This is a genomic window from Halomonas sp. MCCC 1A13316 (assembly GCF_014931605.1).
Taxonomy (GTDB): Bacteria; Pseudomonadota; Gammaproteobacteria; order Pseudomonadales; family Halomonadaceae; genus Halomonas.
This window is the reverse complement of sequence record NZ_CP053382.1, coordinates 1,785,652-1,798,898: the sequence shown is the minus strand read 5'-3', so window position 1 is coordinate 1,798,898 and position 13,247 is coordinate 1,785,652. Positions and strand designations below refer to the sequence as shown.

The window sequence follows — 13,247 nt, the reverse complement described above, 5'->3', positions numbered from 1 at the left end:
CTCAAGGGCGCCCGGCTACCTGACAAGCCCCAGGCGCTCATGCCATTCCGCCAGGCTCTCGCTCGGGTAGTGTTCGAAGCGCTTGTCGTTCGACCCGATGTCCGGCTCGACCCAGTTGGCCTTGCTGTCCAGCAGCAGGTGAACCCGCTCGGGTGGTACCGGCAAAGGCGTATCGATGGCCGAGGCGAATGGGTGCACCAGTTCCGGCCAGCTCGGATCGTAAACCCACAGGGCACTGCCGCAGCGCGCACAGAAATGCCGCTCGCCCGTACTCGGTTCTCCATCGATCACGGCGTGATAGACCGAGACGTTCGATTCGCCCTCGACCTGCAGCGTGGCGTAAACACCGCCCAGATTGATGGCATAACCCCCACCTCCAGCGGTCTTGCGGCAGATCGAGCAATAACAGCGTTGATAGGGATACGGATGCGGCGATTCGAGTTCGAAACTCACCGCACCGCAGTGACAGGAGCCTTGAAGAAGCATGGCTGCCTCCTGTTGCGGGTGCTTACCTTCTCAGCGTAGCTGGCGGGAAGCGATACGCTCGGCCCGTGTTGGCAACGCCACCGGGCCGGCCTCACTGGGCCAGGTGAGGCCACCGGGCCGGCCTCACTGGGCCAGGTGAGGCTGTAGCCACTGGCGCAACTGTGCCCCTTGCAGCACCCCAGGCTGACGGGCGGCTTCATTGCCTTGTCGAAACACGATCAGCGTAGGAATGCTACGTATGTTGAAACGCCCTGCCAGTTCCGGCTCGGCCTCGGTATTCAGCTTGGCGAAGCGCATGCGCGGCTCCAGCTGCCCTGCCGCTTCGGCAAAGATTGGCGCCATTATTTTGCAGGGCCCGCACCAACTGGCCCAGAAGTCGACCACGACCGGCAGTTCGCTGCGCTCGACCAAGGCATGGTAGTTGGCCGATGTAAGCTCGACGGGTTCACCGGTGAACAACGGCTGCTTGCACTTGCCGCATTTGGGCGCTTCACCAAGACGAGTCCCCTGGACACGATTCATGGCACTACAGTGCGGGCAACCCAGGATGAAAGAATCTGCCATCGGATCCGCTCCAATCAGGAAGATCAGTGTCCAATCATGGCGCTGCAACAGGCCGCAATCAAGCTGAACGCAGGAACGGCCCGTTACGCCATCGCCCGGCGGATGCTATGGTCTCTGACAGCCTTCAACTCAGGCAGCGAAGAATGCTGCCCCAGGCGCAAGGAAACAGCCATGATCGACCTCTGGACCTGGACCACACCCAACGGCCGCAAAGTCTCCATCATGCTCGAGGAGCTCGGCCTGCCCTATCGTACCCATGCCGTGGACATCACCCAGGGCGAGCAACACGAGCCGGCCTTCCTTGCGGTCAGCCCCAACAACAAGATCCCCGCCATCCGTGATGACGACACCGGCACGGTATTGATGGAGTCGGGTGCAATCCTGATCTACCTGGCTGAGAAGTCCGGTCGCTTTTTGCCCGAAGAACCGGAGCAGCGCTACCGCACCCTGGAGTGGCTGATGTGGCAAATGGGCGGCCTGGGGCCCTTCCTCGGCCAGGCTCACCATTTTCTGCAGTTCAATCCCGGCAAGGCGCCCTACGCCGAAGAACGTTTCCATGACGAGGCCAAGCGCCTCTACCGCGTACTGGATGCCCGCCTGGCCGACAATGCCTACCTGGCCGGCGACGAGTATACCATTGCCGATATCGCCTGCTGGCCGTGGGTATCGCGCTACGAGTGGCAACGCATCGACCTGAAGGATTATCCCAACGTGAAGCGCTGGTATGTCGAGATCGCCAGCCGCCCGGCGGTGCAGCGCGGCTACCACGTGCCCAAGCAGGTCAACGAGATTCCCCTGCCATGAGCGATGGCCTCATGCCCGGAACCGGCTCGGTGCCGCGAAGCATACTGGTTACCGGCTGCTCAAGCGGCATCGGCCATGCCGCGGCACACGCCCTAGTAAAGCGCGGCTGGCGGGTCTTTGCCACTGCCCGCCGCCAGGAGGATCTCGACAGGCTACACGGTGAGGGGCTCGTGGCCCTTCCCCTGGAGCTGGCCTCGAGCGAATCCATCTCCGCCTGCGTTGAACGGGTGCTGGAACGCACCGACGGACGACTCGATGCTCTGTTCAACAACGCCGCCTACGGCCAACCGGGTGCCGTGGAGGACCTCACCCGTGACGTGCTTCGCGCCCAACTGGAAGCCAACCTGCTCGGCACCCACGAACTCACCACGCGGATCATCCCGGTCATGCGCGAACAAGGATACGGACGTATCGTGCAAAACAGCTCGGTGCTGGGGTTCGCCGCCCTGCCCTACCGCGGGGCCTACGTATGCTCCAAGTTCGCTCTGGAGGGCCTGACCGACACCTTGCGCCAGGAGCTGTACGGTAGCGGCATCCATGTCAGCCTGATCGAGCCCGGCCCCATCGCCAGCCGCTTCCGTGAGAACTCTCATCGCGCCTTCAAGGCCAACATCGACACCACCGGAAGCTACCACCGCGACACCTACCGCACCGTGGAAGCCCGGCTGACCGGCAGCAAGGGGTCTTCAGGCGGTGCCTTCACCCTGGGCCCCGATGCCGTGGTCGACAAGCTGGTCCATGCCCTGGAGAGCCGGCGGCCCAGGCCGCGTTATCATGTCACCCTGCCTACCCACCTGTTCTGCGTGCTGAAGCGGTTGCTCACCACGCGGGGAATGGACCGGGTGCTGCTGGCGTCGACACGCGACGAGCGCAAAGCCTAACCCGACATACCGATATCGTTATGGTAAGGAGAAACACTTGGGTCGACTCATCTCGCTGCTTTTCATTGCCGCCCTGGCCTATGGTGGGCTCTACCTCTACTACGGCCACGTCGTCAGGCAGGCCATCGACGAACAGCTCGACGCAAGAGGACTCACTGCCCTGGAGGTACAGCGCATCGACTACGACCCGATGGCCCCGGTCAGCAACGAAGCCACGGTAAGCGCGGAAGTCGGCTACCGCGGCGCCGATGCCACGGTCACCATTCGTCTTCAGGGCCACCCGATCTTCTCGGACGAGATGCGCATGGAGCTCGACGGCCTGCAGAATCTGCGTCTAAGGTTCGGTGCTGACGGTAATTGATAAGGAGCGTCGTATGAGCCATGTCTATGTCGTCGGTCAGGTGACCGTTAACGATCCCGAACGCTGGCTGGACTACGTCGAGCGAATCCCCGAGACGCTCGCCAGTTGGGGCGGCGAAGTGATCATGCGTGGGCAGCGCGCCTCCACGCTGGCGGGGCAGCCGGGCCACCCCAATATCGTGATGCTGCGGTTCCCTGACATGCATGCCGTGGAGCAGTGGTACGACTCGCCCGAGTATCAGGCGTTGATACCGTTGCGTGACGCGGCAGCACAGGTCGACCTGGCCGCCTACGAGGGGTAGCTTTCGGCTTGGCGAACGCCTCGTGCTATCCTTCGCGTCACTTTACGTGGCGCTGGCGCGCCCTCATTGTCAGGAGAACGACATGGCCAAGGCAACTGCACGACACATTTTGGTAAACGACGAAGCGAAATGTGAGGCCCTCAAGGCCGAGATCGAAGGCGGGCGCGACTTCGCCGAAGTCGCCCGCGAGCACTCGAGCTGCCCCTCCGGCCGCCAGGGCGGCGACCTGGGCAGCTTCGGCCCGGGCCAGATGGTGCGTGAATTCGACGAAGTGGTTTTCTCGGGCGAGTTGAACAAGGTGCACGGTCCGGTCAAGACCCAGTTCGGTTACCACCTGCTGGAAATCACCAGCCGCAGCTGAGGCCAGCCTGGCCGGATGGCGTCACGCCCCGGCCGCATTTACCGAAGCCGCCGTGCCCCGTCACGGCGGCTTTGTCGTTCATGCCCTTGCGCCGAGATATCCCTTGAGCTGATGAAAGCCAGGCCTGCTAACTTATGCATCCATGCAAGCGACAAGGAGCAGGATGTGACAAGGATGCAACAGGAGCAGAACGCTCATTTCCGAGATCGAGTACCCGACCCGCCCAAGGGAAAAGGCCGCATCAAATGGTATGGCCCCGGCTTGCTGTGGATGCTCTCCGCCGTCGGCACCGGTTCGATCCTCTTCACCCCTCGGGTGGCATCAGCCTACGAGTATCAATTGCTGTGGATACTGCTGCTCGTGGTGCTGTTCATGTGGGTCATGATTCGTGAGATGGCTCGCTATTCCATCGTCACCGGCCGGACCATGCTCGAGGGTATGCACACCCTTAAGGGGCCAAAAAACTGGGCCGTATGGGTAATCTTCGTGCCGCAGCTGCTGGCGGCGGCGATCGGCATTGCCGGACTCGCCGCCGTCGTCGGCAGTGCGCTTGGCGAGTTCCTGCCCGGCGCCAACACGTTGTATGCCATGGCCATGGTAGTGGCCTCCACGCTGTTCACCGCCACCGGACGCTACTCGCTGATCGAAACCTTCAGCCGCGTGATGGCCCTGGCGCTGATGGTCATGGCTATCGTCACGGCGGTGATCGTCTTTCCCGGCCTGGCGCCGATCGCCCAAGGTCTAGCCCCCACTTGGCCGGACGACCCCGACCTCTACGTGATTCTGCCTTGGGTGGGTACCATTCTCGCCGGCTCCATGGGCATCGTCTGGTTCGGCTACTGGACCGCCACCCGCGGTTTCGGCGGAGGCCTGCAGAGCCGTGAGCCCAACGACGAAATGCCCGAGGATTCGCGCAAGGAGATGAGCAGGACCGCCCCCAAGCCCCAGGAAACCCGCATTGACCATCTACAGCAGTGGATCCGCACCATGACCATGACGGCGGTACTCGGCGTAGTTGGTGGCCTGGTGGTGATCTTCTCCTTCCTCGTGCTCGGCGCCGAACTGCTGGCACCGGAGGGCATCATGCCCGAGGGGCCGAAGGTCGCAGTGGATCTGACCAACATTTTCTCGGACGTGTGGGGCGAGGTCGGCCGCTATGTGCTGTTGGCCGCGATCGTCATTGCCTTGGGCGGCAGCATTCTGGCCAACCAGGACGGCTGGGGGCGTAGCTTTGCCGACATGACCCTGATCGTGACCCGCCGTCACCGCGAGTCCGGCAGTTCGAGCCTGCTGCTCAAGAGTCTGAACGCCCTGGATCGCCGGCTGCCCTGGCCCATGTTCGAGCGTCGCTGGCTCAAGCGGCTCTATATCGTCAGCGTAACCGGCTTCGTGCCGCTACTCATCCTGCTGGTCTTCAGCGATCCGGTGCAGGTGATGTCCGTTTCAGGCATTATTGCGGCAGCCCATACGCCTTTCATCGCCTTAGCAGCGCTCTACGTCAACCGCACACGCCTGCCATCGCAGCTTCGGCCGGGGGGGTTGGCCACCCTAACGATGACCGCTGCCGGCTTGTTCTACTTCGGCTTTGCGGTGCTCTATCTATTGAATATGGTTGGCATCATAGGCAACTAAGGCAAGCGGCAAGGCCAATGGCGCCCGACGCAAACTTCACCACACGAACTCTGCGCCGGGCACCTCCACACGCTAGGATAGGGCAATGTCGATTCGCTCTTTCGAAAACAGGGACGCCGCATGACCCTCTCAGCCAATCCCGCGTCGATCACCATGCCGGAACAGGGCAGCAACGCTGGCGGTAACGCCGAAGCCGGCACGCCGATGATTCAGGTCGAAAAGCTCTCCAAGACTTATGGCGACGGGTACCAGGCGCTCAAAGAGGTCGACCTGACGATCCGCCGCGGCGAAATATTTGCCCTGCTCGGCCCCAACGGGGCCGGCAAGACCACGCTGATCAGCGTGATCTGCGGGCTGGTCAATGCCAGCGGCGGCAGCGTCAAGGTGGGTGGCTTCGACAATGTGGCCCAGTATCGCGAGGCTCGGGAGCGTATCGGCCTGGTGCCCCAGGAGTTGACCAACGAGGCGTTCACCACGGTGTGGGATACGGTCAGTTTCAGCCGCGGTTTGTTCGGCAAGCCCAAGGATCCGGCACACATCGAGAACGTATTGCGCGCCCTGACCCTGTGGGACAAGCGTGACAACCGACTGCTGGAGCTCTCGGGCGGCATGAAGCGGCGTGTGCTGATTGCCAAGGCGCTGTCGCACAAGCCGCAGATTCTGTTTCTCGACGAGCCCACCGCCGGCGTCGACGTGGAACTCAGACGCGAGATGTGGGAGGTGGTACGCGGCCTGCGCGATCAGGGCGTGACCATCATTCTCACCACTCACTACATCGAGGAAGCCGAGGAAATGGCCGACCGCATCGGCGTGATTCGCCGTGGTGAACTGGTACTGGTGGAAGAGAAGACCGCACTGATGCAGCAGCTGGGGGGCAAGGAACTGACGCTGCATCTCGCCTCCCCGCTGGAAGCCGTACCCGCCGCCCTGGCCGGCCACGACCTGGTGCTGGCCGAAGAGGGCCATGCGCTGGTCTATACCTATGATGTCACCCGCCTGGACGAGGGCACCGGCATCGCCGGGCTGCTGGCCGACCTCGAGGCCACCGGCATACGCGTCAAGGACTTGCACACTCGGCAGAGCTCGCTGGAGGAAATCTTCGTCAACCTGGTCAGGGAGAGCGCATGAACCTGCAGTCGGTCAAGACCATCTATCAGGCCGAGATGGCCCGCAGCCTGCGTACCGTGTTGCAGAGCATCGTCTCACCGGTGGTGTCGACCTCGCTCTACTTCGTGGTGTTCGGCGCCGCCATCGGCTCGCGCATCAGCGAAGTCGACGGGGTGAGCTACGGCGCCTTCATCGTGCCCGGGCTGATCATGCTGATGCTGCTGACCCAGAGTGTCTCGACCTCCTCGTTCGGTATTTTCTTTCCGCGCTTCTCGGGCACTATCTACGAGATCCTCTCGGCGCCGATCTCCTATTTTGAGGTCGTGCTCGGCTTCGTTGGTGCGGCGGCCACCAAGTCAATGATCCTGGGCCTGATCGTGCTCGGTACGGCACGTCTGTTCGTGCCCTTCTCAATACAGCACCCGCTGGTAATGTTGCTGTTCCTGATACTGACCGCGCTGACCTTCAGCCTGCTCGGCTTCATCATCGGCATCTGGGCCGACGGCTTCGAGAAACTCCAACTGGTGCCGCTGCTGATCGTCACGCCACTGACCTTTCTCGGTGGTACCTTCTATTCCATCGAAATGCTGCCGCCCTTCTGGCAGACCGTGACCCTACTCAACCCGGTGGTCTACCTGATCAGTGGCTTCCGCTGGAGCTTCTACGGCACCGGCGACGTCAGCATCTGGGCCAGCCTCGCCATCATCACGCTGTTCCTCGGTATAGCACTGGCGGTTATCAGTTGGATCTTCCGCACCGGCTATCGTCTCAAGCCCTGAGCCTGCCAGGGCGTTTGGCGTTTGGGCATAGTTACGCCCTGGCGCTCATGGCGGTTCTTGACCATCATGAAAAGGCATTACCCTCTCGTTACAGTGGCGTGAGGGATGAGCAAGTGCATAACCAGTCAGTTCAGGAAAAACCAAAAACAGAGACGTAGGATGGCGCCAGAGGACATGGCGTCATATCTCAAGGGACTCACTGATGACTGCTGGCAAGAACGAGGCTGGGGTGGGGGCTTCGCTCAATTGGCGTGACGAGTTTCACGACTCGGCGCTGGAAAGCCTTTTTCGCCGAACCATGCAGATCCAGGACTCGGAGCAGCTGCGCCGAGCGCTGTGGATCGTCGCCGGCATCTTCCTGCTCTTCATTGTGGCGGATCACCTGCTGCTCGGCGCTGGCGTCGAGTTTCTGGCCCTGGCTGCCATACGTATCGGCGTTGCGCTCTGCTGCCTGGCATTGGCGCGATACATTGGCCATCATCCAGCCCATGCGCATTGGCCATTCCCGCTCAACTTGGTTTACCTTGGCGCCAGTACCGGACTGCTCCTGACGATTCTGCTCCACCCGGGCAGTATCGGCCTGCACGTCTCGAGCATTGTGGTAGCCAGCCTGGCCATCTATCTTCTGGTTCCCAATCGCTTGCCATGGATATTGACCTGGAGCGGTTACCTGGCGTTCGGATTCGTTCTGGTTGCCGCTCTATGGAAGCCCCTCTCCCCCGGGATGCTGGCAAGTTGCATTCTGATACTCGGTTTCGCCAACCTGATGGGCTGGTTGACCTACAGCCGCCTGAACCGGCTGCAACGCAAGCAGTTCGCGCTGCTGGTGGATGAGCGTGAAGCCAACCGCAAGCTGCAACAGGAGATCGAGGAGCGTCAACTGCTGGAGGCCCAACTGCGTCACATGGCCAGCACCGATCCATTGACCGGTATTGCCAACCGGCGCCACTTCTTCGAGCAAGCGGAGCGCGAATTCCACCGCGCCCAGCGGGAAGGCACCCCTCTGGCCATCTGCATGGTCGACATCGATCTGTTCAAGACCGTCAACGATCACCACGGGCACGCCGTGGGTGACCTGGTGCTGACCACCGTCGCCTCCTGCTGTGCCTCGGTACTGCGTGAAACGGACCTCATCGGCCGCTATGGGGGCGAGGAGTTCGTCATCGCCCTGCCCCAGGCCGACCTCGAGACCGCAACATTCATCGCCGAGCGCCTGCGTCACAAGGTAACTTCGCTGCGCCTGCCAATGCTCGACGAGAGCCAGCGACTCTCGGTCACGGTAGGCATCAGCCAGGTCGAGCCCGACGAGGCGAAACTTGAATTGGCGCTGCAACGCGCCGACGACGCGCTCTATGCCGGCAAGTCCCAAGGCCGCAATTGCGTGATCGTAGCCGACGAGGCCGACCCTTCCATCGCTGCCCGAGCCTGAGGCTACCGGCCGATGGCTTGAACTCGCCCTTGGGCCCGGTATCATTCGCCTTTCGCTTGCCTGGCACACTCCATCCGTGCCGCAGACAGCCCCTGATCCATCCTCGTCACAGGATAACCGGCCATGCCGATACAGCACTGCATCGTTCACGATATCGACAAGGCCGGAAGCGAGCAGTCGGCCAGCCTGCGGCCGGCTGCCACGGAGCTGGCGGCTTCATCGCTCAACGAGGATCTACTCTCGCGCTTTCACGATGCCTACCATGCCAAGACCAAGGCGTGGGGACACTTTCTCGACGAGAACGAGCTCGAAGCCGGCTCGACGCCCGCCTTTACCCAGGCTCTGGGGGCCTACCTGGATGGCGGCAGCGATTTCGTCGCCTTTACCCGCGGCGTCGCCGAACGGCTCCTGCCCCTGGTCGATGCGCATCTATCGGTGTCGGGACACTTGCTGTGCGTGGACTATCAGCATGGCGAAACCCACTACTTGAGCCTGGCGCTATTGCATCAGCGAGAGGGTTTCGGCGTGACCCAGTCGCTGCAAATCGTGCCCGCTGCCCAGCTTAATCTGGCTCGCATGAGCCTGGGCCTGCGCATCAACCTTACCCAGTGGCGCGACGGCGCCGCCTCACGGCATTACCTGTCGTGGATCCACGACCGTGGCGGCAAGAAGCTCTCCGAAGACTTGGCGACCCTGCTGGGCGCCACCGAAGGCATCGATGCCACCGGCGAGACGCGTACCCTGCTCAAGGCCTTCAGCGATTACGTCGAAAAGGAGGACATGGCCGAGGCACAGAGCCGGGAAAAAACCGAAGCGCTGATCGACTATGCCAACGAGCAGGCCAGCCGTGGCGAGCCGATCACGCTTGAGGAACTCTCTGAACTGCTCGACGAACAGCAGCCCAAGGCCTTCTACGACCACATTCGCAACGCCGACTACGGTCTCTCACCGGAAATTCCCCCCGACAAGCGCACCTTGAGGCAGTTTCGTCGATTCACCGGCCGCGCCGGCGGCATGTCGATCAGCTTCGACTCCCACCTGCTCGGCTCCAGCATCGAATACGACGAGAGCCAGGACCGGCTGATCATCAAGCAGGTGCCCAAGCAGTTGAAGGAGCAGTTGAAGCAGCGCAAGGAGTAGCGCTCCGCGTCATTCGATGCCGTACGCAGCTTCCGCATTGGTCAGCCATTCGCGCAGCACCTGCTGGCCTCGCTGCTTAAGGCCTTCGCCATGGCGCTGGGCCCTATCACGCAGCTCGACCGGATCGATTTCCGCCACAGCCAGCTCGGCAGCGTGGCCGATCAGCCAGGGCTCGATGCTGCCCGGGTCCACCTCGAGATGAAACTGCAGGCCAAGTACCTGCTCGCCTACGGCAAAGGCCTGATGGGAGCAGGGGTGGCTATAAGCCAGGCGAGTGGCGCCGGGAGGCGTCTCGAACATGTCGCCATGCCAGTGCAGCACCACGTCGGGGTTGCCGATATGCCGCAGCGGCCCCTCCTGCCCTTCACGAGTCAGGTAGACGTCGGAAAAGCCGATCTCCTTCTCGGGCATTGGAAACACCCTACCGCCCATCGCCCGGGCGATAAGCTGAGCGCCGAGGCAGATACCGAGCAGCGGACGCCCCGAATCGAGTCGATGGCGAATGACATCCAGCTCGGCGCCGAGGAAGGGATACAGCGCATCGTCGTTGGCGCCGATGGGAGCCCCCAGAACCACCATCAGCTCGGGGCTGGCGACATCCAACGCCTCGAGGGCATCGGAGCCCAACTGGCCCGGGTCGAGATAGCGGATCCGATAGCCGAACTCCTCGAGAATCGGCTCGAAGATACCCAGATCCTCGAAGGTAACGTGACGAATGGCAACGACACTCTTCATGCGCAAGAAGCTCCTTTCCCTTGCTGACGGTACGGCACACAACCTGATCAAGCCAGTGCATGCCTCCCTTCTTGTACTGAGAATGGCACAAGGCGACAAGTCGCGTTTGCTGTGACCGCGCAAACCCGGCTAGCTTGAGTGTGCAACAGCACGATGCGCTTCAAGCCGCCAAAGGAGGGAACCCTGGCCATGCAGGACAAGGAAGTGGCAACCCAAGGGAAACCGCTGGTCATCATCACGGGGGCTTCGGGGGGCGTAGGAACGGCCCTGACCCATAGCCTCAAGCAGAACTATCGCATCATCGCCCTGGACAGGAGTAAGGCCGAAGAGGCCGACGACAGCTTCGAGTTCGACCTGACCGATGTCGATTCCATCAAGGAGGCAATGGGCAAGATCGTCGAGCGTCATGGCACGGACGTCGCCGCGGTCGTGCACCTCGCCGCCTACTTCGACTTTACCGGCGAGGAGTCTCCACTCTACGAGAAAGTCAACGAACAGGGCACTCGGAACCTGCTCGAGGCACTCGAGGGTATGAACGTCGAGCGTTTCGTTTATTCCAGTACCATGCTGGTCCACGAGCCCCAAGTGCCGGGGCACAGGGTCACGGAAGACACGCCTATCGGCCCCACCTGGCCCTACCCGCAATCGAAGGCCAGGACCGAGGCGGTGATTCGCGAACATGCCAGCATGCCCTACACGCTGCTGAGGCTGGCCGGCATGTACGACGAGAAGACCAGCGTACCTACTCTGTCGCACCAGATCGCACGTATCTACGAGCACTCCTTCAAGAGCCATTTCTATTCCGGCAACACCAATGCCGGCCAGGCCTGCGTGCACAAGGAAGACATGATCGACGCCTTCCGCCGCACCATCGACCGCCGCCGCGAGCTGCCCGAGCACAACGAAATTCTCATCGGTGAGGAGCACGCCGTCAGCTACGAGGCGCTGCAGAACCGACTGGGCGAGCTGATACACGGCAAGAAGAAGTGGAAAACCGTGGTCATGCCCAAGCCGCTGGCCAAAACCGGCGCTCTACTCGAGGAAAAGAGCGAGCCGTTGGTGCCGGACGATTTCGACAAGGGCGAGAAACCCTTCATTCGGCCCTTCATGATCGACATGGCCGACGACCATTACGAACTCGACATCCGCCGCGCCCGCAAGCAGCTCGGCTGGGAGCCGCGCCATGAGGTCTTCGATGCCCTCGAAGCCATGGTCGACAATCTGCTCGCCGATCCTCACGGCTGGTACGAAGCGAATGGCATCACCCCGCCCGACTGGGTCGAGGAGGCCGAGGAGAAGGGCCAGAATCCAGAACAGGTGTTCGAGAATTACCAGGCCCATGCCCAGCGCGAACACTTTCGCTTCTTGTGGGCGCACTTCTTCAATGTCGGCCTGGGGGCCTGGCTGGTCGCCTCCCCCGCCACGCTAGGCTATGGCGGCGGCATGGCCTACAGCGACATGGTTTCGGGCTTGCTGCTGGCGCTGTTCGGCGCCCTCTCGCTGTCATTGAAACTCAGCTGGGCACGCTGGGCCTGCGCGGCTATCGGCCTGTGGGTGCTGTTCGCTCCGCTGGTGTTCTGGAGCGAAAGTGCCGCGGCCTACCTCAACGGCACCCTCGTCGGCGCCCTGGCCATCGGCTTCTCGGCCCTTGTGCGACCCGCGCCGGGGATCTCCCCCGCGGCGGCGATGACCGGCCCCACCATGCCGCCCGGCTGGAACAACAACCCCTCGAGCTGGTTTCAGCGCATGCCGATCATTGCCCTGGCCTTCATCGGTTTCTTCGTCGCGCGCTACCTTGCGGCCTACCAGCTCGGCCATATCGACGCGGTGTGGGATCCGTTCTTCGACGGCACCCGTGGCGGACTCAACGGCACCGAGGACATCATCACCTCGGCGGCCTCGGAGGCCTGGCCGGTGCCGGACGCCGGCTTGGGCAGCATCGTCTACATGCTGGAGATTCTGCTCGGCTTCATCGGCGCGGCCAACCGCTGGCGCACCATGCCTTGGATCGTGGCCTCCTTCGGCGTATTGATCGTGCCGCTCGGCGTGGTCTCGGTGACCTTCATCATCATCCAGCCGATCCTGATCGGCACCTGGTGCACGCTGTGCCTGCTGCAGGCCGGCGCGATGCTGCTGCAGATCGCCTATGCCTTCAACGAATTCGTTGCCACCGGCGAATTCCTCAAGCGGCGTCGTCAGGCCGGTGCCCCGGTGCTCAAGATCTTCTTCACCGGCGACACCGACGCAGGACCCAACGAAACGACGGATGAAGACTTCCAGCGCAAGCCGGGTGTCATCCTCGGCGATGCGCTCGGCACCGGCGTGAACCTGCCCTGGAACCTGGCACTGTGCATCCTGATCGGTGCCTGGCTGATGTTCACACGCATTACCTTCGGCGCCCAAGGCGCTCTGGCCAACTGGGATCACCTGATCGGCGCGCTGATCATCACCTTGGGCGTGGTCGCTATGGCCGAGTCGGCGCGCCCGGTGCGCTGGCTGCTGACTCCATTGGCCGCCATGCTGTTCTTTACCCCTTTCCTGCATGGCGCGGACATGCTGGCCACCGTCAACAGCCTGATATGTGGGGCAGCGGTGATTGCGCTGAGCCTGCGTCGCGGGCCGATCCGCGGCGAATACGGCAATTGGAGCCGGCTGCTGGGCTGATCG

Annotated in this window: 14 protein-coding genes; 11 read left to right on the top strand and 3 right to left on the bottom strand. The window is 62.4% G+C overall.

The genetic code is table 11. The annotated features are described in order from the left end of the window. Positions 1–15 precede the first annotated feature (15 nt). Together HNO52_RS08340 and trxC are read right to left on the bottom strand one after the other, a co-directional pair. Positions 16–486, bottom strand: coding sequence for a GFA family protein (locus HNO52_RS08340; RefSeq protein WP_197568680.1), 471 nt, complete (start codon positions 484–486; stop codon positions 16–18). Between the two features lie 123 nt (positions 487–609). Beyond that, positions 610–1,050: a thioredoxin TrxC gene (trxC, locus tag HNO52_RS08335; protein WP_197568679.1), complete on the bottom strand. Its 441-nt coding sequence runs from the start codon at positions 1,048–1,050 to the stop codon at positions 610–612. A 171-nt stretch (positions 1,051–1,221) separates the two neighbouring features. On the opposite strand from trxC, the gene HNO52_RS08330 reads away from it, so the two are divergent. From HNO52_RS08330 to yejK, 10 genes are all read left to right on the top strand, one after another. Then, positions 1,222–1,854, top strand: a complete 633-nt coding sequence (locus tag HNO52_RS08330; RefSeq protein ID WP_197568678.1) for a glutathione S-transferase family protein — start codon at positions 1,222–1,224, stop codon at positions 1,852–1,854. Continuing rightward, positions 1,851–2,735: an SDR family oxidoreductase gene (locus HNO52_RS08325; RefSeq protein ID WP_232090664.1), complete on the top strand. Its 885-nt coding sequence runs from the start codon at positions 1,851–1,853 to the stop codon at positions 2,733–2,735. Before HNO52_RS08330 ends, HNO52_RS08325 begins: the two co-directional genes overlap by 4 nt. Positions 2,736–2,772: 37 nt before the next feature. Next, a complete protein-coding gene (locus HNO52_RS08320) occupies positions 2,773–3,096 on the top strand; it encodes a hypothetical protein (protein WP_197568677.1) in 324 nt (107 codons plus the stop codon). A gap of 13 nt (positions 3,097–3,109) precedes the next feature. After that, a complete protein-coding gene (locus HNO52_RS08315; protein WP_197568676.1) occupies positions 3,110–3,397 on the top strand; it encodes a DUF1330 domain-containing protein in 288 nt (95 codons plus the stop codon). Between the two features lie 82 nt (positions 3,398–3,479). Next, positions 3,480–3,758 carry a peptidylprolyl isomerase gene (locus tag HNO52_RS08310; RefSeq protein ID WP_167116256.1) on the top strand — a complete coding sequence of 93 codons (279 nt, stop codon included), beginning with the start codon at positions 3,480–3,482 and terminating at the stop codon, positions 3,756–3,758. Between the two features lie 174 nt (positions 3,759–3,932). Continuing rightward, positions 3,933–5,390, top strand: coding sequence for an Nramp family divalent metal transporter (locus HNO52_RS08305; protein WP_232090788.1), 1,458 nt, complete (start codon positions 3,933–3,935; stop codon positions 5,388–5,390). Between the two features lie 153 nt (positions 5,391–5,543). Further along, the gene (locus HNO52_RS08300; protein ID WP_197569149.1) at positions 5,544–6,518 is read left to right on the top strand and encodes an ABC transporter ATP-binding protein; all 975 of its coding nucleotides are present in this window, start codon (positions 5,544–5,546) and stop codon (positions 6,516–6,518) included. Further along, on the top strand, positions 6,515–7,276 hold the full coding sequence (locus tag HNO52_RS08295; RefSeq protein ID WP_197568674.1) for an ABC transporter permease: 762 nt from the start codon (positions 6,515–6,517) through the stop codon (positions 7,274–7,276). The genes HNO52_RS08300 and HNO52_RS08295 overlap by 4 nt, the downstream gene beginning before the upstream one ends. A 202-nt stretch (positions 7,277–7,478) precedes the next feature. Then, positions 7,479–8,705 carry a GGDEF domain-containing protein gene (locus HNO52_RS08290; RefSeq protein ID WP_197568673.1) on the top strand — a complete coding sequence of 409 codons (1,227 nt, stop codon included), beginning with the start codon at positions 7,479–7,481 and terminating at the stop codon, positions 8,703–8,705. A gap of 123 nt (positions 8,706–8,828) precedes the next feature. After that, positions 8,829–9,845, top strand: coding sequence for a nucleoid-associated protein YejK (gene yejK, locus HNO52_RS08285; protein ID WP_197568672.1), 1,017 nt, complete (start codon positions 8,829–8,831; stop codon positions 9,843–9,845). A gap of 9 nt (positions 9,846–9,854) precedes the next feature. Here the strand turns inward: yejK and HNO52_RS08280 are convergent, their stop codons facing one another. Continuing rightward, entirely contained in the window at positions 9,855–10,580 is a 726-nt protein-coding gene (locus HNO52_RS08280) for a glutamine amidotransferase (protein ID WP_197568671.1), read from the bottom strand. A gap of 189 nt (positions 10,581–10,769) precedes the next feature. Between HNO52_RS08280 and HNO52_RS08275 the strand changes: the two genes are divergently transcribed. Continuing rightward, positions 10,770–13,244 carry an NAD-dependent epimerase/dehydratase family protein gene (locus HNO52_RS08275; RefSeq protein ID WP_197568670.1) on the top strand — a complete coding sequence of 825 codons (2,475 nt, stop codon included), beginning with the start codon at positions 10,770–10,772 and terminating at the stop codon, positions 13,242–13,244. Positions 13,245–13,247 lie beyond the last annotated feature (3 nt).